The organism is Halomonas sp. 111 (genome assembly GCF_052379685.1).
Taxonomy (GTDB): domain Bacteria; phylum Pseudomonadota; class Gammaproteobacteria; order Pseudomonadales; family Halomonadaceae; genus Vreelandella; species Vreelandella citrativorans.
Map to the genome: position 1 here is coordinate 196355 of NZ_JBQSYV010000002.1, position 26099 is coordinate 222453.

Genomic DNA, 26099 nt, shown 5'->3' on the forward strand with positions numbered 1-26099 from the left:
ATTGCATGCTACCGGTAAATTTACTGTGCGAACTCAGCAGACCAACACGTTCAAGGCTAGTCACGCACCGTTTGTCAGGGATAAACTCCGCCATCTCGATATCAGGAGTTATGATTATGTCATGCTGCCTTTCTGGTTATAGGCACTTACGTTTTTTGATGGTGATTTTTTGTTTATTTTTCGCATATTCATTAGCTTATGCAGAACAAGACACGCCGAAGGAGGATCAGACACCGCTTTCTCTTGAAAGTGACATTATGATTCCTGACATGCTTTGGCCATCCATTGACAGTGATGTTGTTGATGAAGTCCCCACTACGGCACTGACACCTCCAGCTCCGCTTGAGCCGCCGCCATTGAAAAGCGTGCGTTTAATGCTGGACTGGTATCTTAGTCCTCAGCATGCGGCCTTGGTCATTGCGCAAACGAGAGACCTATTTAGCGCACAGGGGCTGGAAGTGGAGCTTCAAACACCGGCGGACCCTGCGATCGCCATAAAACTGCTGACGGCGGGAGAAGTGGATTTAGCGTTAACGCGCCAGCCATTGCTTCATCTACTTGCCCACGAAGATGCTCCCATCACGCGCATTGCGACACTGATTGAAACGCCGCTTAACGCCGTCATTGTCACTGGCGACGCTCAACCGGAAAATGCGACGCACCTGGCCGGGCTTCATTATGGCTACAACACGCGAGAAGGTGCCAACTTGCTGGTTCCCAAGCTCGTGCCGCGCTCCGTACGCCAAACCGATGCATTTTTAGAACCTCAAAGCGTTCATTTTAATGTGGTCAATGCGTTTACTGAAGAGAGCGTAGAGGCCATTGCTGACGGCTTTTATCATTTTCTGCCCGAGCAATTAGCCTCAAACGGCATTGCCACACATACCGTGCGCTATAGCGAGCTGGGTATTCCTCGCCATGATGGGCTAATTGTAGCGGCTAATAGCAACTCATTAGCCAAAAAAGCCGATACGTGGTCGCGTTTTTTGGTGGCGTTAGAAGAAGCCAGCAACTGGATGGTGGAAAATCCGGAGTCCGCTTGGGAAACGCTGATTGGTGCTCACCCCATTCTTGATAACGCAACCAATGCCAACGCTTGGCCGGATATTCTGCGCCGGATCGCATTAAGCCCTGCTACCTTGAACGCACGCCGTTATGCAACGTTTGAAACGTATCTTTTACAGCAAGGGCTAATAGACGCTGAACTGCCCACATCACGTTTGGCCATTGACCCTTACACTCTTTAATCCGGGAGCGCTGATTGCTCAGGAGAAACTCGTAGCGGGGGCTTATCATTAAGACCTGTTAAGTGCAGGCACTGTTTTCAAGCAGCCTAGCGCTCATGGTGTTCCAAAAAGGCCTCAACGGCTTGCTGAAACGCCTCAGGCTGCTCTGCGTGAAGCCAGTGACCTGCGTTTTTAAGCGTTACAACGCGCGCCTGGGGCATCATCTCACGCAAGGCAGGCAGCATATCGTCCGTCACATAGTGCGACTGGGCGCCGCGAAGCACGAGCGTCGGGCCTTCGTAAGGGGCTTCTCCCGCAGGCAAGTCAATAATATCGTCATACCCTCGCTGAATCTCATCCAGCCCTATACGCAGCCCCAACTCGCCTTCTTCGGTACGCGCTAAGTTGGTCGCCAGAAATAGCCGTGTAGATCGCGAATCAACGTGTTCAGCCAGCAGCTCATCGGCTTCACGACGATTTTTTGGCCGGCCTTCTCTAACACGCTTAAGGGCCGCAAAAATATCATCATGGCCATGCTGATAAACGACCGGGGCGATATCGCCTATTGTCAACGTCACTACGCGCTGGGGCGCCAGCCTTGCAAGGCTGATAGCAACTTTACCGCCCATGGAGTGGCCAAGCACATGCGCCTGAGTAATAGAGAGACTATCGAGCAGTGCAATGACGTCCTGGGCCATCGTGGCATAGCGCATATCATCGCTATGCGGTGAACGACCATGGTTACGTAAATCCACGGCAATGACGCGGCGCGAACGCTGCCAGACTTTCAAATGGGAGCGCCAGTTGTCGGCACTACCCATTAAGCCATGAATCACCACAAGCGGTGTCGCATCGGGAGTTCCTTCACTCTCCATGTCCAGATAGTGAAGGTCCACCGTGGCAGCATCAGTCATGTAAACTCCCTAAGCGTTGATTAATCAGGTGATTGTCAACAAGGCCTTCATTGTTAAGCAACAATGATTAGCCGTACATTATTAAACCGTACGTGGAGAGAGGTCGGTATGCCCCGTCCAAACCACCAAGCGGCGCGTCAACCAGGCAAGCAGCAAGCCGTACAAGGGTAAAAAGAACAGCAGGCTGATGGCGAGCTTTATGGCATAGTCCACCGCAGCAATTTCTAGCCAGTTTGCGGCCATAAAGGCGTCAGGGCTGTTATAGAATGCGGTGGAGAAGAACGCGTAAGTGTCAGCAAGATTGCCAAGCACCGTCGAGCATACCGGCGCTACCCACCAGGCCAATTGGCGCAAGCGATCAAATACCTGCACGTCCAGTAACTGCCCTATGACATACGCAAGAAAGCTTGCCAGCGCAATGCGCGCCACAAACACATTCCACTCGCCAAGTGCTTCAAACCCGGCAAAACTGCCCCGCGGAAATACGACCGACACAACATACGACACGACCAGAGCGGGCAACATCACGCGCAAGATAATGGCGCGTGCAGCATTTTTGCCGAAAAGGCGGACCGTTAAGTCAGTGGCCAGAAAGATAAACGGAAAACTAAACGCTCCCCAAGTGGTATGGAACCCAAAGAGCGTAAACGGCAGCTGAACAAGGTAGTTACTGGCAGCAATAATGCCGATATGGAAGGCGACCATTACCACGAGGCAACGGCGGTACTGCGTATCACTTAGTGCAAACATGCAAAATGACCTTTTTTTACAAGCCAAGAGGGGTTAGGGAACCCTCATAAGAAAGCGCATAGCGCTGCTGGCCGCGCATTATACGCGTTCTTAACTGCATTAAAAGTCGCCACCCTGCCTGTCAGCACTTAATTGACTCAATCACTCGGCGTTGCTTTATCGGCATCGCCGATAGCGCGTTCACACATGGCGATACGCACATCCTCCAGGCTTGCCGGGTCATCAATGGTGGAGGGGATCCCAAACGCCTTCCCATCTGCAATCGTGCGCAATAGCTTTCGCAATATTTTTCCAGAGCGGGTTTTCGGCAAACGGTTGACCACCAGCACCTGCTTAAAACATGCGATAGGACCAATATACTCACGGACACGCGCGATCAGCTCATTTTCAAGCGCTATTTCATCGCCGTTAAATCCATCCTTGGGAATCACCAGGCCAAGGGGGATTTGTCCTTTCAGCATATCGTGGATGCCAATCACCGCACATTCAGCCACCGCAGGGTGCGCCCCCACCACCTCCTCCATTTCTCCGGTGGAGAGCCGATGCCCTGCCACATTGATCACGTCATCGGTGCGCCCCATAATGAACAGATAACCCTCTTCATCGAAGTAGCCGCCGTCGCCAGTTAAGTAGTAACCCGGAAACGCCGCCATATAAGCGCTGTGAAAACGCTGGGGGTCATGCCAAATGCCCACCAGGCACCCAGGCGGCATCGGTTGCTTGATAACCACACTCCCCTGCTCCATGGGTGCTGCGGGTTCGCCGTCGCGGCCTAACACCTGTACATTAAATCCAGGCACCGGCAAGGTCGCCGACCCCGCTTTAATAGGCATAGTTGCCAGGCCTGGTTGGTTAGCAGCAATCGGCCAGCCTGTCTCGGTTTGCCACCAGTGATCAATCACCGGCACATCCAGCAGATCATCCAGCCAATGAAATGTAGGCGGGTCAAGTCGCTCACCCGCTACAAACACGTACTTCAAGCTACTGATATCGTACCGGGAAAACAGCGCGGCATCCGGATCCGCTTTTTTAATTGCCCGAAAAGCCGTGGGCGCGGTAAAGAAGCTTTTGACGTTGTATTCCTCAATAATGCGCCAGAAGCTACCCGCATCGGGTGTATTGACCGGTTTGCCTTCATAAACAACGCTGGTACAGCCTCGCAGTAGCGGGGCGTAAACAATATAGGAGTGGCCTACCACCCACCCCACATCTGAGGCAGTAAAAAATACGTCGCCAGGCTCCAGGGCGTAAATTGCCTCCATCGAGTACTCAAGCGCCACCGCATAACCGCCAGTATCCCGTACCACACCTTTGGGTTTTCCCGTCGTGCCTGAGGTGTACAAGATATACAGGGGATCGGTCCCTTTTACGGGAACACATTCGGCAAAGGCGGCGCTGGCCACTAAATCCTTCCAGTCATAATCACGCTCGCCCAAGGTAGCCGGTGCTATGTCACGCTGATAAATCACACAGGCATTCGGCTGGTGAGTACTTAATGCCAGCGCCTGGTCAATGATTGGCTTATAGGGAATGACCTTATCTACCTCAACACCACAGGAGGCAGCAACCACCACGCTGGGTTCAGCATCCTCGATTCTTGCCGCAAGCTCATGAGGCGCAAAACCGCCAAAAACGACGGAATGGACGGCCCCAAGCCGCGCACAGGCATACATCGCGACCAAGGCTTCAGGAATCATGGGCATATAAATCACCACGCGATCCCCTTTTTTTACGCCAAGTTCGGAAAGCGCACCGGCAAAGCAGGCTACCTGATCACGCAGTTGCCGGTAGGTTAGCGTTGCCTTGGCATCCGTTACGGGTGAATCCCAGTAAATAGCAGGCTGTTCCGCTCGGCCCTGCTCAACATGGTGGTCGAGCGCGGCATAGCAGATGTTGATCTCACCATCGCTAAACCAGCGAGCATGCTGCTGGTCATCATAGGTAAGAATCCGTGTAGGTGGCGTAAACCAGGGCAGGCGTTTGGCCTGCTCAGCCCAGAAGTGTTCGGGCTGACTGTTCGCTTGCAGGTAGGATTCTTGGTAGCGGCTCATAATGACCCTGTCTTTATTGTATTATCGAAGTAGCATTGAATAGCTTCTACTCTATAAAGTAATTGCCGTACTCACCCTCATACTATCGGCTAAAGACGGACAATGGGCCAGGGAAGACGTTAAAGAGCCAGCGTTATCATTGATTAACCGTTAAATGAAGATTTGGACAAAACTCACTAAATTACCGATTATTAAATTAATCATCGTTGCACTGCGGCGATGGCATAACAATTGATAAAAATGCATGTATAAACACTACAAATGACCGCTTCCCGTCCAGTGTAGGCAAGGAGATTATGATGTCTGCGTCCTCAAGCGCCGCTGCATGTCTGCTCGAAAATAACTGCCAAAACCTTGTATCAGCTACGAATTTATTAAAAGCCTTGGCGAATGAAAAACGCCTACAAATACTCTGCTTACTGGCCGAGGAGGAGCTTTCGGTCACGCAAATTAATCAGCAGCTTTCACTGAGCCAATCGGCGCTTTCGCAACATCTGGCTATTTTACGCAGGGATGAGCTGGTCAATACACGACGTGAGTCACAAACCATTTATTACTCCTTGCGTAGCGACAGCGCCAAGGCAATTTTAGACACCCTGGCGCAGCACTATACAACGTAAAAAACGCACTGTTTTTAGGGACTACCGACGCTGCCAGCCGGAGGCCTCCAGCATGCTGAGAGCCTTTAGCGCAGCGTTTTCCACACCCGCCGAGACCGCCAAGCCTATTTTGCGGCTGATAGTTTTCGGCGCTTCAAGGCGCACATGGTATACATTGGCGTCGGCCATTCGTTCAACCAGATACGCCTCACTGGTGCCCAGACTATCGACCAACTGATTGGCAACGGCTTCGCTGCCGTACCAAATTTCCCCTGTTGCCAGAGTATCGATATCCATTTCAGGGCGGTGGCTACTCACGTAGTCCTTAAACAGGCGATGAGTATTTTCCAGGTTTTCTACAAATTTTTCACGGCCTTCCTGGGTATTCTCACCAATCACCGTTAGCGTGCGCTTGTACTTACCCGCCGTAAGTAGCTCAACGTCAATATCATGACGTTTAAGAAGGCGGTGAATGTTCGGCACCTGAGCGACCACACCAATTGAGCCAATTACCGCAAACGGCGCAGCTTTAATATGCTGAGCCGTACAGGCCATCATATATCCGCCGCTGGCCGCCACCTTATCGACACACACGGTGGTAGTAAGGCCCGCGCTTTGCAGCCTATCCAGTTGTGCGGCAGCCAATCCATAGGCATGCACAAGCCCCCCAGCAGACTCCAAACGTACCACTACTTCGTCATTGGGCTCAGCGACATCAATAATGGCCGATACTTCCTGAGCGAAAAGCTCCGTTTGAGAAGCTTTGATATCACCGTGAAAATCCAGCACCCATACTCTGTTCTTTGATCGAGTAGCCTCTTTGCTTTTCGCTGTTTTTTGACGACTCTTGTCTTCCTGGCGAAACCCCTTAAGCAGCTTTTTACGCGCGCCCTGCTCAGTGGCAGCCATGCCAAGACGGCGATTACGCGACTGACGCTGCTCATTGAGTGGCTCAATATGCAACCGAAGATCACTTTCTTGAGTTGCTTTGCTGCGCAAGATCAGCAAGGCGACGCCTCCCAGCAATCCAACAACCATCGTCGCTTGCACCAGAAAGGTGCCCATTCCTGCTATCCATTCACTCACGTATACGCTCCTGCCAAGGTTTAGCACTATCGTTCAATATCCGTTCGCACGGCTTGAACTAAACGATTGTTTAAAATACTCTCATTCACATTCATCGGGTCATTGATGACCCATTTATATATTTTACCGCCTTTGGAGAGATAGTTATGTCAAACAGCACGCTTGATAAGTTGAAAGCACGCTTTAATCCGGATGCGGCTGAGGGTATGGACGAAGTATTTCAATTTCACTTTGAAGATGCGGGTGATCACTACCTTGTTATCAAGGATCGCGCTCTGGATGTTCAGGAAGGCGAACATGATGATCCTTCGGTCAGCTTGAGCATGGGCACAGATACCCTCAAGGGTATTATGACAGGTGATATCAATGGCATGACCGCCTTTATGACTGGCAAGTTAAAAGCAACCGGCAACGTAATGCTGGCCACCAAACTCACCAGCCTGTTTCCCAACTAAACGCTCGCCGTGAACTTTTTAAGCCAGGGTGTTAGTGGCTTACTCACGCCATTTAGCCAAATGCGTTTCAATCAGTTCACGTGAAATGGAGTACGGCGGCGGCAACGAAGGTAGTTGCCGCGGCGAAAACCAGGCCGCATCGCTAATCTCTACCCCATCGATATTAATACGCCGCGTGGTCGCTTCAGCAAAAAAACCAAACATCAGTGAATGGGGGAATGGCCATGCCTGACTTTGGTGGTAGCGCAGCTTATCAACATGTACACCCACTTCCTCGAACACTTCACGATGGACAGCCTCTTCGGCTGACTCACCCGGTTCAATAAAGCCTGCCAGGGTCGAGTAACGTCCTGGCGGGAAACGTGGGCTTCGTGCTAACAGCATCGCTTCACCGCTGGTGACCAGAGTGATAATACACGGTGAAATACGTGGGTAGTTGCGATGCCCACACGCATTACAGTGCATGGCGAATTCAGCTTCAAGCCTCGTGGCCGCAGCGCCACAACGTCCGCAAAAACGGTGATTCTCAAGCCATGCGCCAACCTGAAGCGCGGTAGAAATCAAGCTAAACCACCCGCTGGGAAGATCCGCCATCCATTGGCGCCCATCAATCCAGTCATCACCCGGCTCTTTATCAACCCATAGCGCTACTGGCTCGTCATTCCAGTAACACAACGGCTGCATTTGTTCAGTCCAAGGTTGATAAGGCTGAAGCGGCGTCAGCTCCTGGTCGCCCGATAGAGGGGCTGGCGCCAGTTGGCTGCGCGATAGACGAACAACGCGCCCTTCACGTACATGGTGGGGAATCTCACGCCTAAGCATTGTGATCACGTTCCTCAAACCAATTCAGCTTATGTGCCTGGCATTTTGCCTGATGAGCGGCGTGCTCTTGTGCGCTTGGACGGATGACACGCAACTGACCGGGTGTAAGCGTTAGCCGCTGAACCGATAGGCCTTCATTTGACGAATCGGCCTGCTGCTCTTCTGAAGACGTGGCAGCATCCAGCGTCAATGCCGTTTGCCCTCCCGTCATGGCCAGGTAAACGTCGGCCAGAATCTCGGAGTCGAGCAACGCCCCGTGGAGCACACGGTGTCCGTTATCAATGTCATAACGCTTACACAGGGCATCCAGGCTATTACGCTGACCTGGATGCAGCTCCCGGGCCATTGTGAGCGTATCCAGAACGCGGCAGTGCTCACGCACCGGACCTAATGGCGCTCCACTGCGCTGCTTATTTAACCGGCCAAACTCATGATCCATAAAGCCCACATCGAAGGGGGCATTATGAATAACCAGCTCTGCGCCTTCGATAAAAGCCCAGAATTCGTCCGCTATTTGAGCAAACACTGGCTCGTTTGCGACCTTTTCATCGTCAATGCCGTGAATTGCCACGACTTCTGCGTCGATATGCCGCTCAGGGTTGATATATTGATGATAGGTACGCCCAGTAAAACGGCGATTCACCATTTCAACGGCGCCAATCTCTACAATGCGATGGCCATCCTTGGGGTCGATACCGGTCGTTTCGGTATCCATGATAATTTGGCGCATCACGCTCTCCTCTGCTGGTGCTCATCAATGGCTTCATTGGCGAGCGCATCAGCGCGCTCATTACCTGGATGCCCGCTATGCCCTTTTACCCAGTGCCACTCTACCTTGTGTCGATGGGTCTCTTCGTGCAGCGCTTTCCACAGCTCGGCGTTCTTGACTGGCTGCTTGGCGGCGGTTTTCCAGCCGCGTTTAACCCAGTTGTGAATCCACTGAGTAATGCCTTGGCGAACATACTGAGAGTCGGTCCATAGCGCGATCTCACACGGCTTATTGAGCGTGCGCAGCGCCATAATGGCAGCCATTAATTCCATCCGGTTATTAGTGGTGTCAGCTTCATAACCTTTTAAGGTCTTTTCATGCTCGCCGCTAGACAGCACCACCCCCCAACCGCCAGGGCCAGGATTTCCCCGACATGCACCATCGGTATATACCGTGACCTGCGGTAGCTGCTCGGCCGCTTGATTACTCAATCTTTCCATCCTTTATTAACAGGTATTGGCGCTACGTATCCTGATGAGACTGGTTATGCGCCGGTTTACCTCTGCGTGTAGCACCGAGCGATGAAGAGGAAACAGGGCGTTGTAGCGCAAACTTAATGCGTTTGACGTAAGCCGACTGCTGGCGGCGATGTGCCTGGATCATGTAACTTTCCCCCCAAGGCAAATTATGCCGACGCCCCAGCGCCTCTCGCCCTTCGGGGCAAGACGCATTCAGCAAGCCTCTAAAACAGCAATAGTCTACGCGTTCGACCTCAAAATCGACAAATGCTAGCCAGTCACGCAGTCGCCCAAGCTTGTGCCACTGCCCGTTCCAAGGGAATTCGGGCCGGCGTTTACGCCACTGATGTGCCAGGCCTTTAACGCTCAGAGGATTAAAACCAAAGAGCACCAGCATTCCGTTGTCCGCCGTCACTCGTGCCGCTTCTTGTAGGGTGTGGTGAGGGTTTTCCAATTGCTCTAGCCAGTGGTGGATGATGACCACATCCATACAACGATCAGGCAACGCCAAACGGTCAGGTGGGCAAACCAGCGTTGATGGGCTGGTGGCGAACTCAAGCGTTGGAACCCAGCGGACCGCGTGCGGTATCGACGACATGGTCATCAAAGAAGGCCCCATGCTTATCTCCAGGCTATGCCTGCCCGCCCGGCTTTCAACCACGGGCCCTAGGCAAGCACGTTGCACGTCCCAAAGTGATCGACCAGCATCCGTTTTCCAGTAGGCCTGGCTATTTACCAAGCGGCTGGTCATCGCCTTATCGGCCGTTGTCGAATTTGACATGGACAGCGCTTCCCTCCAAAGTAACGGCTTTTTAACGCTTTCTATGTGTCTTTTCAACGTACTTATCAGCGTAATGACAGCAGGTTTGCAACCCTTAAAAGGATCTCGCCCATGATGAGCGTGACACCGATTCCCGCCCTTAGCGACAACTATATTTGGCTATTGAGACAAGATACCAGTCAAAGCGTTTGTGTGGTGGACCCCGGTGAGGCCGATCCTGTCATCAAGCTGTTAGAGCGTGAATCGCTGACGCTGGACACCATTCTGATTACGCATCATCACCATGATCATACGGGGGGCTTGGCAACGCTCATCAAGCGCTACTCCCCCCATGTCATTGGTCCAGCGAATCCGGATATTCAGGGTATTAATCAGCGTGTCGGTGACGGCGACACCGTGCGTGTGATGGGACGCCAATTTGATGTCATGGCAACCCCCGGGCACACGCTTGATCACATTAGCTTTTATACGCCGGGTATTCCGGCACTACTGTTTTGTGGAGATACGCTGTTTTGTGCAGGCTGTGGCCGTTTATTTGAAGGCACACCCGAACAAATGCACACGTCATTGAACAAACTCGCGGAACTACCTGCCGATACACTGGTCTTTGCTGCTCATGAATACACACAGGCGAATCTTGTATTTGCCCACGCAGCTGACCCAGAGAATGACGATGTGACTTATGCCTTAAGTGAGTGTGAAAAGGCTCGGGCATTAAATCGCCCCACCTTACCCAGCACAATAGGACGCGAGCTGAAAATTAATCCCTACCTGCGCGTCGGTACCCAAAGCGTACGCCAAGCGGCAGGAGAACAGGGAGCTAATGACAACGACCTCGCGACGTTCGCCACTCTACGTGAGTGGAAGAACCGATTTTAAGAACGCTCCAGAAACCAAATGAATTAAACTATGACCTATCGAACGATGCGACAGCGCTTGGTATTAAGCGCTGGCAGTACGGTAATTATGGGCTTGTTATTGGCCGCTGCCGCTAACTCACAAGCCTCAGCACTCTCATATAGCCCTTCTAATAGCGCTACTTCCTACACAGAGCACACGTCTTCAGCGCAGGCGGCTCCAACCTCTTTTCACACCAGTTTTTGGGAAGACCTGGAGCTTCAGCATCAGGATGCCTGGACAGCGCTGCGTCAAACGTTTCAGTGGCAGGAGCTAACACTACCCCCCAGCGCTCAGGCCCGCGTTGATGAGTGGATCGAATATTATCGCGCCAGTCCCGAAAACATAGCCACAATTACTGAGCGCGCCACGCCTTGGCTTGCCTGGATCACTCAACAAGTGAGTGATCGCGGCCTACCCGGCGAAATCGCCTTGATTCCGTTTGTCGAAAGCTCCTTCGACCCCAGCGCGCGCAGCCATCGTGGGGCAGCGGGCCTCTGGCAATTCATGCCCAACACAGGTGATGCGTTGGGTCTGGTTCGTAACGGCAATTATGACGGACGCCTGGACGTACTCACTTCCACCGCAGCGGCGCTTGATTACCTCGAGATGCAGGCGGATCAGTGGTACGAGGGCGGCATCATGCTTTCGTTGGCGGCTTACAACGCCGGAGCGGGCACCGTTAATCGCGCTCTACGCAAGGCACAAAATCAGGGGCTGGCGGGTGACTATTGGGATCTATCGTTACCGCATGAAACCATGCAGTACATTCCCAAACTAAAGGCGATCGCGACCATCATTAATGATCCGGAACGCTTTGATATTAACCTGCCAGACATTCACATGGACCCGGCCTTTGCCAAAGTAAAACTGGAGCAACCCTTAAGTATCGCTCAAGCCTCACAGCTTTTAGATGTAAGCCAATCAGCGCTAGCCGAGCTAAACCCAGGGCTACTTAATGGCAGCATCGACCCCCGCAATGTACAAACGCTTTTAGTACCTGAGGAAGCGGATACACAGGTATTAGCTCAGCTTTCGCAAACCACATCTAGTGAGCTTGCCTCGACACAAGCGCCCAACGTTCATCGTGTTGAACGTGGAGACAACCTATCCGCCATTGCCAGCCGCTACCAGGTTAATCAAAATGACTTGATACGCTGGAATGCGCTTGATCGACCTAATGCTTTACAACCAGGCCAACTCCTGACACTTTCAGGGCAATGAGTTGACAAGATCTGCTCACATGGGACGTAACCAATGCCACGTGGTGTGTTTGTAAAGACGCTGCTAATCGTTAGCTGCTTCATCATGAGTATGTCAGCCTCTGCAGAACCGACAGAGGCTGAACCTCAACCGCAGATCATGGCTGGCAATAGCCTAACGCCTGCAGATAGCGTCGCAAGCAATAATACATCGATTCAAACGGTGCATGGGCTGTCACTTTACGATAGCCCTGAGTTACCTGCCGACTTTGCCTATTTCCCCCATGTTAATCCACTGGCTCCCAAGGGCGGCACCATCACCCACACCGCCGTGGGCAGCAGCTTTGATTCCACCAACCCCTTTATCATTCGTGGCACGCCGGCCACCGGCGTAGGCCAGATATACGATACGTTAATGACCAGCAATCCAGGCGAACCCTTCAGCGTGTATGGATTACTGGCGGAAGGCGTCCGCTTGGACCCTGACCGGGAGTGGATTGAGTTTGACCTCCGCCCCGAAGCACGTTTTCAAGATGGCGAGCCGGTAACCGCGTACGATGTGGTGTTCTCCTTTAACCTGCTGCGTGAAGAGGGTAATCCTTTTTACGCTAGTTACTATGCCGATGTTGATAACGCCATTGCGCTAAATGAACACCAGGTTCGCTTCGAATTTAGCAGTACTGAGTCTCGTGAATTACCATTAATCATCACGCAGTTACCGATCCTCCCCCGCCACTACTGGGAACCCCGTGACTTTGCCGCCCCGACACTGACAGCACACCCAGGCTCCGGCCCTTATCGCATCAGTGACGTCGACCCAGGCCGGCGCATCGTATATCAGCGGGACGACGACTACTGGGGTAAAGACCTGCCTGTTAATGTCGGCCGCTACAATATTGATCGTGTGGTTTACGACTATTACCGAGACAGGGATATTGCCTGGGAGGCATTCAAGGCGGGCTTAACCGACTTCAGGACCGATGCCCGTGCGGCGATCTGGGCCATTGGCTACGATTTCCCGGCGTATCGCGAAGGGTTGGTGAAACGCATCACGGTGCCTGATGTAAATCCTTCACTCATGCAGGCATTCGTATTCAATCTTCGTAAGGAGAAGTTCCAGGACCCGCGCGTACGCGAAGCGCTCAGCCTGGCATTCGACTTTCCCTGGCTGAATACCAATATTTTTTATAACGCCTATCAGCGTACCGAAAGTTATTTCCAGAACTCAGAGATGCAAGCTGATGGCCTGCCGTCAGAGGAAGAACTCGCCCTGCTTGAGCCTTATCGAGAGGAGCTTTTAGCCTCTCATCGCTCTGAGCGAATATTTACCGATGCACTCCCTATCGACCAGCCGACGGACCTGCGCGAACGCTTACGCCGGGCGCTCGACTTGCTGAACGAAGCGGGCTACCAAGTGGAAGACGGCGTACTGGTTCATACTGAAACAGGCAAGCCCTTACAGTTAGAAGTGCTGCTTTACGATGCAAGTCTTGAGCGTGTGGTACAGCCTATGCTGCGCAATATGGCGCGTCTCGGTGTACAGACCACCATGCGGATCGTGGACATTAACCAATATCTTAATCGCCAGCGTAGTTACGATTACGATATTGTGATCAGCCATTTCCCCCAATCCAATAACCCCGGTAACGAACAGCGCGACTTCTGGAGTAGTGAGGCCGCCAAAGCGCCGCAAAGCCGTAACCGAATGGCGCTCGCTCACCCGGCAGTGGATGCATTAATCGAGGACATTATTAGCGCAGAGAGCCGGGAGAAACTGGATACGGCGACGCGCGCACTCGACCGGGTGCTGCGCTGGGGTTTTTACACCATCCCCCACTATCACTCCGGCGAAACGCGTATTGCAGTATGGGACAAGTTCGGCTATCAAGAGCCTTTCCCGGAATACGCGATGGATTTAGACGCCTGGTGGGTCGATACCGACCGTGAAGCAGAATTACAGCGCCGCCACCGGCGTCGCTGAAGGGCTAAATAATAACGACTGGAGTGCACTCTGTGGCACGTTACACCCTACGCCGACTGCTACTGATGATACCGACGCTACTCGGCATCATGCTGCTTAACTTCATGATTGTTCAAGCCGCGCCCGGCGGCCCCATTGATCAGATGCTAGCGCGTTTTGAAGGCGCCAACGCTATGGCCAGCACACGTTTAGACATGGGCGGAGCAGATGTTCAAGTAAGCGATGATTCGCGGGGCGCACGGGGTATTGATCCCCGCTTTATCGAACAGCTGGAACAGCAGTTTGGGTTCGACAAGCCAGCCCATGAACGCTTTATCGGCATGATGACCGATTATCTTACGCTCGACTTCGGGACCAGCTTTTTCCGCGACCGCCCGGTGGTCGAGCTGATAATTGAGCGCCTGCCGGTATCCATTTCTCTGGGCTTGTGGACCACCCTGCTGGTCTATGTGATTTCCATTCCACTAGGTATTCGTAAAGCCTTGCGCCACGGCTCACGTTTTGATGTGTGGACCTCAGGGCTGGTGGTTGTCGGCTATGCGATACCGGGCTTTCTATTCGCCATCCTGTTGATTGTGCTGTTTGCGGGCGGCACCTATTGGGACTGGTTTCCCCTCAGAGGGCTAACCTCTCCAGATTTTGCGGACCTTTCGCTAGGCGGCAAAATAAAAGACTACTTCTGGCATATCACGTTGCCCGTCACAGCGGCCGCTATCGGCAGCTTTGCCACGCTTACCATGCTGACCAAGAACAGCTTTTTAGACGAAATTCATAAACAGTACGTGCTCACCGCTCGCGCCAAAGGGGCTAACGAACAGCGCATTTTGTACGGTCATGTTTTTCGTAACGCTATGCTCATCATTATTGCGGGGTTGCCGGCCGCGATGATTGGAATTTTCTTTACCGGCGCCCTGCTGATTGAGGTGATTTTCTCGCTTGATGGGCTGGGCCTTCTAGGGTTTGAAGCCGTTATGCAGCGGGATTATCCGGTCATCTTCGGCACCCTGTTTTTGTACACGGTCATCGGGCTTGTGCTAAAGCTGATATCCGATTTGACCTACGTGTGGGTGGATCCACGCATCGACTTTGCAACGAGGGAGTCGTGAAAATGAGCGGTTTTACATCACGGCTATCCCCCATTACGCAGCGCCGTTTAGCCGCCTTTAAAGCAAATCGTCGCGCGCGGATATCACTTTGGTTGTTTGGCGTGCTGTTCATTATCAGCCTGTTTGCCGAGCTGATTGCCAATGACAAGCCGCTTATCCTGAACTACGACGGGCAGTGGTATACACCTTTACTGGTGGATTATCCGGAAACAGATTTCGGGGGCTTTCTTCCCACCCGTACTGACTATTTGGACCCGTTTATTCAACAGCAAATTAGCGACAACGGCTGGGCCATATGGCCGCTTATTCCGTTCTCCTATCAAACGCTGGACATGCAGATGCAACAACCCTCACCAGCCCCCCCGGATAGCCGCCACTGGCTGGGCACGGATGACCAAGGGCGCGATGTGCTGGCCCGCGTTATCTACGGTTTTCGGCTCTCTGTCTTTTTTGCGTTAGTGCTTACGACAGGGTCGCTGGCGTTAGGCGTTCTAGCGGGCGGTGTGCAGGGGTATTTTGGCGGCAAGGTGGACCTTATAGGCCAACGGGTCACTGAAATATGGTCGGGGCTACCGGTACTGTTTTTGCTGATTATTTTAGCAAGCTTCGTGCAACCCGGTTTTTGGTGGCTGCTGGGCATTATGCTGCTGTTTTCATGGCTAGGTCTGGTCGATATTGTGCGGGCCGAGTTTTTACGAGCACGCAATTTGGAATACGTACGCGCAGCAAAAGCCATGGGATTGCCGTCTCGGCTGATTATGTGGCGCCATGTCCTGCCGAATGCCATGGTGGCTACCCTAACGTTTATCCCCTTTCTGTTTACCGGGGCGATTGGTACGCTAACAGCGCTCGACTTTTTGGGCTTTGGCTTACCACCGGGCTCTCCATCGTTAGGTGAGCTTGCCGCCCAGGGTAAAAATAATCTGCACGCGCCATGGCTGGGTATTACCGCCTTCATGACGCTTGCCGTGATGCTCTCCTTGCTTGTCTTTATTGGTGAAGGGCTGCGCGATGCCTTCGACCCACGCCACATTAATCAGCGCCAAACGCCTGCGCAGGACACCCAACATGCCTAAACCACTACTTCGGCTAACGGATTTCACGATTGCCTTTGATGATAATGTAGTGGTAGATGCGCTTTCATTAACGGTCAATGCAGGCGAAACGCTGGCGATTGTGGGTGAATCCGGCTCGGGCAAGTCCGTTTCAGCACTAGGGGCAATTAACCTTTTACCCCGCAATGCCAGGATAAGCGGCGAGCGCTGGCTAGAGGAGACTGACCTCAATCAACTTGGTAAGCGCGATTGGAACAGCGTGCGTGGCAACCGCGTAGGGTTTGTATTTCAAGAACCCATGACATCACTCAACCCTTTGCACCGTATCAGTAAGCAAATTGGTGAAACTCTACGCCTGCACCAAGGGTTAAGTGGGCAAGCGGCGCGAGCGCGAGCGCGGGCCAGAGAACTGCTTGAACAAGTGAAACTGCCCCGCGTTGATGAGCTGTTGGATGCCTGGCCTCATCAACTCTCCGGTGGTCAGCGTCAGCGCGTCATGATTGCCATGGCCATTGCCAATAACCCATCACTGCTAATCGCCGATGAGCCGACGACAGCGCTGGATGTCACCGTCCAGCAAGACATACTCGGCCTTTTAAAAGAGCTTCGCGATCAGCATGGCATGGGCATGTTGTTTATCAGCCACGACTTGAATCTTGTAAGCCGCTATGCCGAGCGGGTTTGTGTGATGTATCGCGGTAAGATTCAGGAAATGGGGCCAGTTGAAGAGGTTTTTCAAAACCCACAAAGTGATTACACCAAAGCACTGTTAGCAGCGGAGCCTGAAGGCCGCCCGGCAGCGCCTGCCAATACGGCGCCCTTATTAACCGCTCGCCAGCTAAGCGTTAGTTTTAAGCGACCCAAAACAGGGCTATTCAAACGCCAGCCTCCCCCCTTTGAAGCGCTTAAAGCAACCGACTTGAGTATTTCGCCCGGTGAAACGCTGGGCATTGTCGGCGAATCAGGCTCAGGGAAAACGACGCTGGCATCCGCGATTATGCGCCTGGTGCAAAGTCAGGGAGACGTTATCTTGGGTGATGCTACCTTGAGCCAGCTTACGGGTAATGCGCTACGGCACCAGCGTCATCGATTACAAATGGTATTTCAGGACCCATACGGTGCGCTTTCACCGCGTATGCCGGTGTTTGATATCGTGAGTGAGGGGCTACGTTTTCACTATCCTGCGCTTTCACTCGATGAAGTTACCCGCCGTGTGCAACAAACGCTGCTTGAGGTGGGGTTACCTGAAGGCTGTGCGGCACGCTATCCCCATGAGTTCTCCGGCGGGCAGCGCCAGCGAATAGCCGTGGCCCGAGCCATTATTTTAGAGCCTGAACTTCTAGTGTTGGACGAGCCTACCTCAGCGCTGGACCGTACCGTGCAAAAGCAGCTTGTGACGCTACTTCGTCAGTTACAGGAACGTCGTCAGCTTAGCTATCTATTTATCAGCCACGACTTAGCCGTAGTACGTGCCATGGCGCACCGTATTATGGTGCTAAAGGATGGTGAAGTGGTCGAACAGGGCCCCTGCCTTGACGTGCTGTCCTCGCCTCAGCATGCATATACTCAATCGCTGATTGCCGCCGCCCATTTGCCACGTTTTTTTGCTTAACGTTTCTTTGAAAAATGTAAGCAGGTAACTCTGATAGTAGGCGTTGCTTAAAGAAGCAAGATAACGGTATAAATTGAGTATTGAATACGCACTTGACCTACTGCCGTTTGGCCAAGTGCGCTTAGCGGCTGAATTTAGAAGCTGTCGATTTCTTCCTGCGTTAACTCGCGCCACTCCCCGGGGCGCAAATCATCCGTTAATACAACATCACCGATAGATTGACGGTGCAGCGCATTAACATGGTTGCCCAGCGCGGCAAACATACGCTTAACCTGGTGATAGCGCCCTTCGGTCAGGGTAAGCTCCGCTTGTAGAGGCGTTATAAACCGGAGTAACGCAGGCTGCGTTGGTGTCTCTTCATCATCCAGCAGAATGCCCTGGGCTACCTGATTGATTGCCCACTCCGCATCGTTGCCTTCCATAGGCTCAGCCAAGTCGGCGATATAGACCTTGGCGCAACGATGACGCGGTGAGGTAACACGATGAGACCACTGGCCATCATCAGTCATCAGTAAAAGGCCAGTGGTATCAACATCCAGCCGCCCTACTGGTTGAAGACGCTCTACTTTGGGCAAATCAATCAAATCAATTACCCGTGGATACAGCCCGCGCCTGGCAGTGCACTCAACATCCGTTGGCTTGTGCATGATTACATAGCGAAGCCCGACCAGCGAAAGCGTTTCGCCGTTGAATTTCACCTCATCCTGCTCGGTATCAATCTGGGTGGCCGACTGCTTAATAGGCTCACCATTAAGCGTTACTTCGCCATTTTTAAGCGCTCGTTTTGCCAAACTACGCGTTAGCGGTGTGGTTTCACTTAAAAATCGATCAAGGCGCATTATTGGCCCACTCCTGGCAGTAACGAAAAATGGTCGGCATCTTGCCAGGCAGGAAATTTTTCACGAAAAGCATTTAACTCCGTTTTATCAAGCGTCCCCGTTTCAATAAACGGCGTATTTTCAGAGTGGTCGATGAGCGGTTCGCCCTTGAAATCGACCAGCATGGAGTCGCCGCTGTAAGCAAGGCCCTTGGCATCTTCACCAACGCGGTTAACCCCCACGACATACGCAAGGTTTTCCACCGCCCGAGCCTGGAGCAGCGTTCGCCAAGGCTGCCGACGCGGTGCTGGCCAGTTGGCAACACACAGTAGCGCATCATACTCGAAGTGCTCTTGCGCTGCTGGCTGTTGACGCAACCAAACAGGAAAACGCAGGTCGTAGCAAACGCTTAACAGTAGCTTAAACCCCTTGAGCTCGACTATTTCACGCTGGCTGCCCATACCATAGCGTTCATGCTCGCCCGCCATACGAAACAAGTGGCGTTTATCGTAATGGCGGATATCACCCTCGGGCGTGGCCCATATCATACGGTTGTAATACTGGCCGTCATCAACGATGGCCACACTCCCGGTTATGACACAGTTACGCGCTTTAGCTTGCGCTTGCAGCCAGGCGACGCTTTGACTTTGCGCCATGGGCTGGGCCATTTCGCGCGAGTTCATGGTAAAACCCGTTGCAAACATCTCGGGTAATACGATGAGATCGGTGTCACGGCTGTCCAGATCGCCCAGCAAACGGACTAAATGATCATGGTTGGCCTGTGGGTCTTCCCAGCGCAAATCGCACTGTACCAGGCTCGTTCTTAGCTGACTCATGTCACGTCTCCTTTGCCAGTATGTTTTCGCAATTATGTGGTAGATTAGCATTTTTAAATAATGAGGCTGCTATGCATTCCCCTCCAGCGCGTGATCCACAGGCCATCAAAGGCGTCACATTTGGGTTAGCAGCCTATATAATGTGGGGGTGTTTCCCGCTTTTTTTCGCGCTGTTTGACGGTATTCCAGCGTTTGAAATTCTTATCCACCGAATAGTGTGGTCGTGTGTTTTTCTTGTTGTACTCATCACGATGTTAAGCCGTTGGTCCCCCGTGATAACGGCGTTGAGCCAGCCTCGCCGTTTAGGCCGTGTACTGATTTGCGCCGTGTTAATCGGCTTCAATTGGGGGCTTTATATTTACGCGGTGGAAAGCAATCAGGTGTTGCAAGCAAGCCTTGGCTATTTTTTAACGCCACTCGTTAACGTGGCACTGGGCGTGCTGGTGCTGCGTGAAGTGATGGCACGTCTTCAGTTAGTGGCGTTAGGCCTTGCAGGCTTGGCCATTGCCATCCAATTTGCACTGCTGGGTGAACTGCCCTGGATCAGCCTGATGCTAGCACTCAGCTTTGGTAGCTACGGGCTTTTTCGAAAGCAGGTGCCGCTGGACGGTTTATCGGGACTGTTTGTAGAAACCCTCCTGCTGTTCCCGCTGGCACTGCTCGCCCTGACATGGCTTAGCTGGCAGGGTAATTCACACTTCATGATTGATGTACCAACGAGTGTTTTACTGGCGGTAAGCGGCGTAATAACCGCTTTACCGCTGATGGCTTTCGCGGGTGCGGCTCGACGCTTACGGCTCTCGACGTTGGGCTTTTTGATGTACATCAACCCTACAATTCAGTTTTTGATCGCCTTAACCATTTTTGGTGAACCGCTGGGTACCATACAGCTCGCCACTTTTATTATGATCTGGTTTGGGCTTGCGCTCTATTCCTGGTCATCCTGGCAATCACGCCCGCACTAGACCGCTATCCGCTAACGCTTCTTGCCCTGAATGCGATAATGTCAGGGCAGAGCTCGCCTCTTCTACCCCCTCTGGCTGATAGCCTACCCGGAAACCACCCCAGTGTTTGCCATGGATAAAAATCGGTACCGATAGGTCATGCATGATCTCGCCCGTATCGCGTTTATAGGTTTGAAGCAATAATGGGTGTTGATGAGCACCACACCGACTTCCCGTCGCGTCATCAAAAATACGCTTGCTGCGGCAGTACTTTAAATCATGCTCCATATCGCCCGTGGGCTGTCGGCTAACCGCCTCATTGTGAGTAGGCACATAGCCATCACGATTACAGGCAATCGCATAGCTCAAGCTATATTCCGTCAGCAGAGGCTCTTGCACGCTTGGTAAATATTGATCGGTAAAGTTGTCGAACCCTGTGCGATAGAGCGTTGGCCGAGTGTCCGGAAGTGCCTGATAATCTGGCTGAAAAAGGGCTGATTCTACGAGTTCTCCGCGGGAAATGGCCTTTTCCAATAGCTTGCCAATGCGGTCAGCCGTTTGGCGAGCCGCTTTAAACACCTGTTGATGCCGTCCCTGAAGGCGCTGCTGAGCCAGCTCACCATCCACCCCTTCAGCCGCTTCCATTAACGAACGCGCCTGCGCAGCCAAATCATGCATATTGTGATTACCTTCATCTACGTCTCTCTCTAATTGACGTAGACTCTCGGCAACGGTCTGACTATGGGTTTTGGTGCTCTCCATGGCGGTGGCGACGCTTGTGGTCTCATGCTGAACCTGATCAAACTCTTGGGTAATGGTGGCCAGACGCTTGCCTACCTGTTGCAGCCCTTCGGAGCGCTCTCGAATACGCACCATTATCGCGCCCATCGTAGAGACAACTCCCTGGCCGCTTTGATGCATATCCTTAACCAGCGTTTCTACGTTCTGCGTCGCGGTTGAGGTCTTAAGCGCCAAGCTCCGTACCTCTTCGGCCACCACGGCAAACCCACTGCCATGCTCACCCGCCCGGGCCGCTTCAATCGACGCATTAAGTGATAACAAATGGGTTTGCTCGGCAATGCCTTCAATCATTTCGGTGACATTGCGCACCCTCTCTATTTTGTCATTAAGCGCAGTCAACATTTCTAACGCCTGATCTGAGCGCTCGGCCACATGGCTCATATCGCTGACAATATCCGTCAGCTCGTCATGATTCTGATGGCTGGCATCGCGCGCCTTTTCTGCCAATGTGGCCACGTGAGTCGCGCTCGTACTTACTTGCAAAATAGCGGTATTGATTTCGTTCATGCTTGAGGATGCTTCATGCGCCATCGCCTCCTGCCTGATAAGACGTTGGTCCATAAGATCGGCATAGTGAGAGACCTCTGCCGAAGCAATGGCCGTTTTGCTTGCCCGTTTCATTAAGCGATACGCCATCGCACGAAGCGACGCGTAATCCTTGAGCGGTTTTGGCCCACGAACAGGCTGGGCAAGACGCTGCTGGTCGGCCATAAAAACACTGAGCAGTGCATTAGCGACCAGCCCCGCCCCCGCTAACGCGGCGCAAATAAGTGCCAGGTATTTAAAGGTACCCGCTTGGGCAACCAACCAAACCGATAATCCGAGCAATATCAATGGTGTCAGCACACGAAGTAGACGCATAGAGGGACTCTTTTGTAATTAAGGTTATCGAGCTGCGTTTGTCGGCGTTTTTGTGGACAGCGGTAAGCAAAACGCCAAGAGGCGCCCAATTTTCTTAACGAGCTTAACGGGTTATGCTGATGAAATAAGTAACACTTTGGGGGAAGAGAGGTGGCTTATTTAAGAAGCCGAGCCGTAATTACTGGCATAACGCGTTAATATAAGGATTAATAAAAGAACCAACGGTTCTTAAAAACCATTGATGCCTGATGGCCCGGAGCCCATGTTTAAGCGTTATTTACCTATTCTCACTTGGCTGCCGCACTATCATAGACGCCTGCTGGGTGCTGATGTGCTTGCTGGAATCATTGTGACCATCATGGTCATTCCTCAATCGCTTGCTTATGCATTACTAGCGGGACTGCCAGCCGTTGTCGGATTATATGCCAGTATCCTGCCGCAGCTTCTATACACCCTAATGGGGACAAGCCGTACGCTCGCCGTAGGCCCCGTTGCCATTATCGCGCTGATGACTGGCGCAGCGCTCGCTTCCGTAGCGCAGCCAGGCACTGATGCCTACTTACAGGCAGCCTTGGTACTTTCATTACTTTCTGGCGCTATATTAGTCGCGATGGGCGCACTACGGATGGGCTTTTTAAGTAACTTTTTAAGTCATCCGGTCATTTCTGGCTTTTTAACCGCTTCTGGAATACTCATTGCAGCAAGCCAGTTAGGGAGTCTCTTAGGCGTCTCCAGTAGCGGCTTCACGCTAACTGAGCGTGTGATGACGCTACTCCCCAACCTGCCTCAATTTAACCCCTACACATTTGCGATTGGCGCAGGCACGTTGGTATTTCTTATTGCCATGCGTCGCTATGGGAAGCAAACGCTTAGCGCACTGGGCCTTCCTGCCGCGCTTGCTGACTTAATCACCAAGGCGGGGCCTGTTTTTGCCGTCGTTACAACTACGTTTATTACCTGGCATTGGCAACTCACAGAGGCAGGCGTTAAGGTCGTAGGCGCTATTCCAAGCGGCTTGCCAGCGCTTAGCTTTCCGTGGGAGGACGCCTCCTTATGGCGAGCATTGTTAATTCCGGCGCTGCTGATTAGCCTGGTAGGTTTTGTCGAGTCCGTGTCCATGGGCCAAATGCTGGCGGCAAAACGGCGCCAGCGCATCTCACCGAACCAGGAACTGATCGGCTTGGGAGCCGCCAATCTGGCAGCGGGTGTTACCAGCGGAATGCCGGTAACGGGGGGGCTTTCAAGGACGGTGATCAACTATGACGCCGGAGCCCAAACCCCAGCGGCCGGGGCGTTTGCGGCTCTGGGCATTGCACTTATCACCTTATCATTTACCGGCTGGCTTTATTACCTGCCGATTGCCACCCTGGCCGCCACCATTACGGTGGCTATTTTAACGCTGGTGGATATTTCCATGCTGCGTCAAACCTGGTGTTATTCGCGCAGCGATTTTGCCGCAATGGCCGTGACCATTTTATTGACGCTGACCGAGGGGGTTGAAGCCGGTATTATGAGCGGTGTTGCATTATCGATAGCGCTATTTCTTTACCGTACCAGTCGCCCACACAGTGCACTGGTTGGCCGGGTACCGGATACCGAACATTTTCGTAATACCCACCGCCATAATGTAGAAACCATTAGCCATGTGGCACTGCTGCGTATCGATGAAAGCCTCTACTTTGCCAATGCTCGCTACCTGGAAGATACTGTTTATAACCTGGTGGCCAGTCATCCTGAACTTGAGCATGTGGTACTGATTTGTTCAGCGGTTAACCTGATTGACGCCTCTGCGCTGGAAAGCCTTGATGCCATCAATGCGCGACTCAAAGATTCCAACGTCAAACTTCATTTGTCGGAAGTGAAAGGTCCTGTCATGGACAAGCTTAAAAAGAGCGACTTTCTGGACGCTCTAACAGGTCGGGTTTTTTTGAGTACCTACGCGGCCTGGCGAGAGTTTTCCTAAATAAGATGGATAACATGCGTATAACTGGCTACTCTAAACGGCGATTAATAAGCTACAGTATAATTACGAAGGAGTAAGTAATACGTTGTTTTGAGAGGGCTTCTCTAGATGGTTCGATTAAAGTAATGTGAATATTTTAGCGAGCCAACGGCGTTTAGGAGCAAAAATGCCAAGTGAGTGGATTATAAAGCGGGACGAAAAATTAGTATTACAGGGCGAATGGACGCTTTCTAATTACAAGCAGCTAAAAAATGCGGCTCAAAACTATTCCCAGCCAAACGATATATCCCTTACCGGTATTGAGCGCTTGGATACCGCAGGAGCCGCTGTCATTGTTGGCATGATCGGCATTGAAAAGTCTCGCGCAATAAGCGATTGGGCAGGCGAGCTCCCTCTGGAACAACAAGCGCTTTTAAAGCGTATCGCTGAAGCGATGGACGCCCCGATCGAAGCCGTGCAGCATAGTTCCAACCGTCTCACTGATGCGCTGGCAAGTATTGGGGAGCACATGGCGGGGTTATGGTCGCAGCAACGCCAGTTGCTGGCCTTCATCGGGCTCGTCATCGCGACACTGGTACAGGTCGCTTTTAAACCAAAACGTTGGCGAATAACTGCCACCGTCGCCCAAATACAGCAAAGCGGCCTTAATGCCGTTCCCATTGTTGCTTTGTTAACCTTCATGGTGGGTGCGGTCGTTGCGTTTCTGGGCGCCACTGTTCTCGAACAATTTGGCGCGACTGTTTACACCATTGACCTGGTGGCATTTTCATTTCTACGTGAATTTGGCGTTTTGTTGGCAGCAATTTTATTGGCAGGCCGAACTGCCAGTGCATTTACGGCTCAGTTGGGGTCGATGAAATCCAATGAAGAAATTGACGCGCTACAGACGCAGGGGCTAGATCCTGTTGAGTTATTAGTGCTGCCACGGATCATAGCGCTTCTCGTTAGTCTGCCTCTACTTACCTTTATAGGAATGATGTGTGGCTTAATGGGAGGCGCGCTTGTCGCAGTGCTCTCTTTGGATATATCAACGGGGCAATTTCTTTACATACTGCAAAAAGATGTTGCGTTGAATAATTTCCTGGTAGGGATGAGCAAGGCCCCCATATTCGCCTTTGTTATTGCCGTCATTGGCTGTCTGGAAGGCTTCAAGGTTAGTGGTAGTGCACAATCAGTAGGTTCTCATACCACATCCAGTGTCGTGCAATGCATTTTCATGGTTATTTTGATTGATGCACTTGCCGCTCTGTTCTTTATGGAGATGGGCTGGTGAGCGAATCTACTGACTTCTCAAACCAATCACCCAGCCACTCGTCTGGACGACCGGTGATTGAAGTTCGCGGCCTGGAAAACCGCTTTGGTAACCACGTCGTTCATGAATCGCTGGACCTTGATCTACTCGACGGCGAGATTCTCGGAATCGTGGGCGGATCAGGCACGGGGAAATCTGTTCTTTTGCGCAGTATCGTGGGGCTAAAACGCCCCAATGCAGGCAAAATTAATGTATTGGGTAATGATCTTAACCAGCTAAGCAGTAAGGAGCGCAGCCAGGTTGAGCGACGCTTTGGCGTGCTTTTTCAACAAGGCGCCCTGTTTAGCTCGCTTAGCTTACAAGAGAATGTGGCGCTGCCCATTATTGAGCATGCCAAATTACCACGAGAAGATGCGGAATATCTGGCGCGGGTAAAACTCTCGCTGGTGGGGCTTGAGCCCGAAGCTGCATTGCAGTATCCAGAGTCGCTCTCTGGGGGCATGATTAAGCGTGCCGCCTTGGCTCGCGCACTGGCATTAGACCCTGACATTCTGTTTCTTGATGAACCTACTGCAGGCTTGGACCCTATTGGCGCCGCTGCGTTTGACCAATTGCTGGTCACGTTGCGTAATGCGCTCGGCTTTAGCGTTTTCCTGGTAACACACGACTTGGATACACTTTATGCCGCTTGCGATAGAGTGGCCGTACTTTCTCAGAAACGTGTTTTAGTAACGGATACCATTCAAAATGTTGCCCGGACGGATGATGAATGGGTTCAGAACTACTTTAACGGGCCTCGTGGCAGAGCCGCCAACAAGACCGCCCACTCAAATGATCGTCAGCTAAGGAGTGAGTAGCAC

24 protein-coding genes are annotated in these 26099 nt (G+C 52.4%); 13 read left to right on the forward strand and 11 right to left on the reverse strand.

Features of this window, described 5'->3' with window-relative positions; all coding sequences use genetic code 11:
- Positions 1 to 257: 257 nt before the first annotated feature.
- Positions 258 to 1247, forward strand: coding sequence for an ABC transporter substrate-binding protein (locus tag ACT3T7_RS02490; RefSeq protein ID WP_444629989.1), 990 nt, complete (start codon positions 258 to 260; stop codon positions 1245 to 1247).
- Positions 1248 to 1333: 86 nt separating this feature from the next.
- Here the strand turns inward: ACT3T7_RS02490 and ACT3T7_RS02495 are convergent, their stop codons facing one another.
- From ACT3T7_RS02495 to ACT3T7_RS02505, 3 genes are all read right to left on the reverse strand, one after another.
- On the reverse strand, positions 1334 to 2140 hold the full coding sequence (locus ACT3T7_RS02495; protein ID WP_444629990.1) for an alpha/beta fold hydrolase: 807 nt from the start codon (positions 2138 to 2140) through the stop codon (positions 1334 to 1336).
- Positions 2141 to 2221: 81 nt separating this feature from the next.
- Entirely contained in the window at positions 2222 to 2890 is a 669-nt protein-coding gene (locus ACT3T7_RS02500; RefSeq protein ID WP_172118764.1) for a 7-cyano-7-deazaguanine/7-aminomethyl-7-deazaguanine transporter, read from the reverse strand.
- A gap of 137 nt (positions 2891 to 3027) precedes the next feature.
- Complete coding sequence (locus ACT3T7_RS02505; RefSeq protein WP_444629992.1) at positions 3028 to 4941, reverse strand: propionyl-CoA synthetase; 1914 nt, start codon at positions 4939 to 4941, stop codon at positions 3028 to 3030.
- A gap of 299 nt (positions 4942 to 5240) precedes the next feature.
- On the opposite strand from ACT3T7_RS02505, the gene ACT3T7_RS02510 reads away from it, so the two are divergent.
- On the forward strand, positions 5241 to 5561 hold the full coding sequence (locus tag ACT3T7_RS02510; RefSeq protein ID WP_087111368.1) for an ArsR/SmtB family transcription factor: 321 nt from the start codon (positions 5241 to 5243) through the stop codon (positions 5559 to 5561).
- A gap of 21 nt (positions 5562 to 5582) precedes the next feature.
- Here ACT3T7_RS02510 and sohB read toward each other — a convergent pair whose 3' ends face one another.
- A complete protein-coding gene (gene sohB, locus ACT3T7_RS02515) occupies positions 5583 to 6626 on the reverse strand; it encodes a protease SohB (protein ID WP_444629993.1) in 1044 nt (347 codons plus the stop codon).
- 146 nt (positions 6627 to 6772) lie between these two features.
- Here sohB and ACT3T7_RS02520 point away from each other — a divergent pair, with 146 nt between their 5' ends.
- Entirely contained in the window at positions 6773 to 7081 is a 309-nt protein-coding gene (locus ACT3T7_RS02520; protein ID WP_172118767.1) for an SCP2 sterol-binding domain-containing protein, read from the forward strand.
- A 39-nt stretch (positions 7082 to 7120) separates the two neighbouring features.
- On the opposite strand, the gene nudC is transcribed toward ACT3T7_RS02520, so the two are convergent.
- From nudC to ACT3T7_RS02540, 4 genes are read right to left on the reverse strand one after another with little or no spacing between them, the layout of a single operon-like run.
- Positions 7121 to 7903, reverse strand: coding sequence for an NAD(+) diphosphatase (gene nudC, locus ACT3T7_RS02525; protein ID WP_172118768.1), 783 nt, complete (start codon positions 7901 to 7903; stop codon positions 7121 to 7123).
- Entirely contained in the window at positions 7896 to 8633 is a 738-nt protein-coding gene (dnaQ, locus tag ACT3T7_RS02530; RefSeq protein ID WP_172118769.1) for a DNA polymerase III subunit epsilon, read from the reverse strand. Before dnaQ ends, nudC begins: the two co-directional genes overlap by 8 nt.
- Positions 8633 to 9112, reverse strand: coding sequence for a ribonuclease HI (gene rnhA / locus ACT3T7_RS02535; protein WP_406565437.1), 480 nt, complete (start codon positions 9110 to 9112; stop codon positions 8633 to 8635). The genes dnaQ and rnhA overlap by 1 nt, the downstream gene beginning before the upstream one ends.
- 22 nt (positions 9113 to 9134) lie before the next feature.
- Positions 9135 to 9911 (reverse strand): class I SAM-dependent methyltransferase, encoded by a 777-nt coding sequence (locus ACT3T7_RS02540; RefSeq protein ID WP_444622348.1) that lies wholly within the window; start codon positions 9909 to 9911, stop codon positions 9135 to 9137.
- Between the two features lie 111 nt (positions 9912 to 10022).
- Between ACT3T7_RS02540 and gloB the strand changes: the two genes are divergently transcribed.
- From gloB to ACT3T7_RS02570, 6 genes are all read left to right on the forward strand, one after another.
- Positions 10023 to 10790: a hydroxyacylglutathione hydrolase gene (gloB, locus tag ACT3T7_RS02545; protein WP_444629994.1), complete on the forward strand. Its 768-nt coding sequence runs from the start codon at positions 10023 to 10025 to the stop codon at positions 10788 to 10790.
- A 30-nt stretch (positions 10791 to 10820) separates the two neighbouring features.
- Positions 10821 to 12032, forward strand: a complete 1212-nt coding sequence (locus tag ACT3T7_RS02550; RefSeq protein WP_444629995.1) for a transglycosylase SLT domain-containing protein — start codon at positions 10821 to 10823, stop codon at positions 12030 to 12032.
- Between the two features lie 138 nt (positions 12033 to 12170).
- On the forward strand, positions 12171 to 13991 hold the full coding sequence (locus ACT3T7_RS02555) for an extracellular solute-binding protein (protein ID WP_444630017.1): 1821 nt from the start codon (positions 12171 to 12173) through the stop codon (positions 13989 to 13991).
- A gap of 32 nt (positions 13992 to 14023) precedes the next feature.
- Positions 14024 to 15097 carry a microcin C ABC transporter permease YejB gene (locus tag ACT3T7_RS02560; RefSeq protein WP_172118774.1) on the forward strand — a complete coding sequence of 358 codons (1074 nt, stop codon included), beginning with the start codon at positions 14024 to 14026 and terminating at the stop codon, positions 15095 to 15097.
- Between the two features lie 2 nt (positions 15098 to 15099).
- Positions 15100 to 16173 (forward strand): ABC transporter permease, encoded by a 1074-nt coding sequence (locus ACT3T7_RS02565; RefSeq protein WP_172118775.1) that lies wholly within the window; start codon positions 15100 to 15102, stop codon positions 16171 to 16173.
- The gene (locus tag ACT3T7_RS02570) at positions 16166 to 17764 is read left to right on the forward strand and encodes an ABC transporter ATP-binding protein (RefSeq protein WP_253927067.1); all 1599 of its coding nucleotides are present in this window, start codon (positions 16166 to 16168) and stop codon (positions 17762 to 17764) included. The genes ACT3T7_RS02565 and ACT3T7_RS02570 overlap by 8 nt, the downstream gene beginning before the upstream one ends.
- Positions 17765 to 17898: 134 nt before the next feature.
- Here the strand turns inward: ACT3T7_RS02570 and ACT3T7_RS02575 are convergent, their stop codons facing one another.
- Positions 17899 to 18603, reverse strand: coding sequence for a pseudouridine synthase (locus ACT3T7_RS02575; RefSeq protein WP_172118777.1), 705 nt, complete (start codon positions 18601 to 18603; stop codon positions 17899 to 17901).
- On the reverse strand, positions 18603 to 19418 hold the full coding sequence (locus ACT3T7_RS02580; RefSeq protein WP_172118778.1) for an amidohydrolase: 816 nt from the start codon (positions 19416 to 19418) through the stop codon (positions 18603 to 18605). Before ACT3T7_RS02580 ends, ACT3T7_RS02575 begins: the two co-directional genes overlap by 1 nt.
- A gap of 71 nt (positions 19419 to 19489) precedes the next feature.
- On the opposite strand from ACT3T7_RS02580, the gene rarD reads away from it, so the two are divergent.
- Entirely contained in the window at positions 19490 to 20383 is an 894-nt protein-coding gene (rarD, locus tag ACT3T7_RS02585; protein WP_172118779.1) for an EamA family transporter RarD, read from the forward strand.
- Here the strand turns inward: rarD and ACT3T7_RS02590 are convergent.
- Positions 20369 to 22024 carry a methyl-accepting chemotaxis protein gene (locus ACT3T7_RS02590; RefSeq protein ID WP_172118780.1) on the reverse strand — a complete coding sequence of 552 codons (1656 nt, stop codon included), beginning with the start codon at positions 22022 to 22024 and terminating at the stop codon, positions 20369 to 20371. The two genes, rarD and ACT3T7_RS02590, sit on opposite strands and share 15 nt — an antisense overlap.
- 262 nt (positions 22025 to 22286) lie before the next feature.
- Between ACT3T7_RS02590 and ACT3T7_RS02595 the strand changes: the two genes are divergently transcribed.
- From ACT3T7_RS02595 to ACT3T7_RS02605, 3 genes are all read left to right on the forward strand, one after another.
- Positions 22287 to 23987, forward strand: a complete 1701-nt coding sequence (locus ACT3T7_RS02595; protein ID WP_444629996.1) for a SulP family inorganic anion transporter — start codon at positions 22287 to 22289, stop codon at positions 23985 to 23987.
- A gap of 166 nt (positions 23988 to 24153) precedes the next feature.
- Positions 24154 to 25260: an MlaE family ABC transporter permease gene (locus ACT3T7_RS02600; RefSeq protein ID WP_444629997.1), complete on the forward strand. Its 1107-nt coding sequence runs from the start codon at positions 24154 to 24156 to the stop codon at positions 25258 to 25260.
- Positions 25257 to 26096, forward strand: coding sequence for an ABC transporter ATP-binding protein (locus ACT3T7_RS02605; protein WP_444629998.1), 840 nt, complete (start codon positions 25257 to 25259; stop codon positions 26094 to 26096). The genes ACT3T7_RS02600 and ACT3T7_RS02605 overlap by 4 nt, the downstream gene beginning before the upstream one ends.
- Positions 26097 to 26099 lie beyond the last annotated feature (3 nt).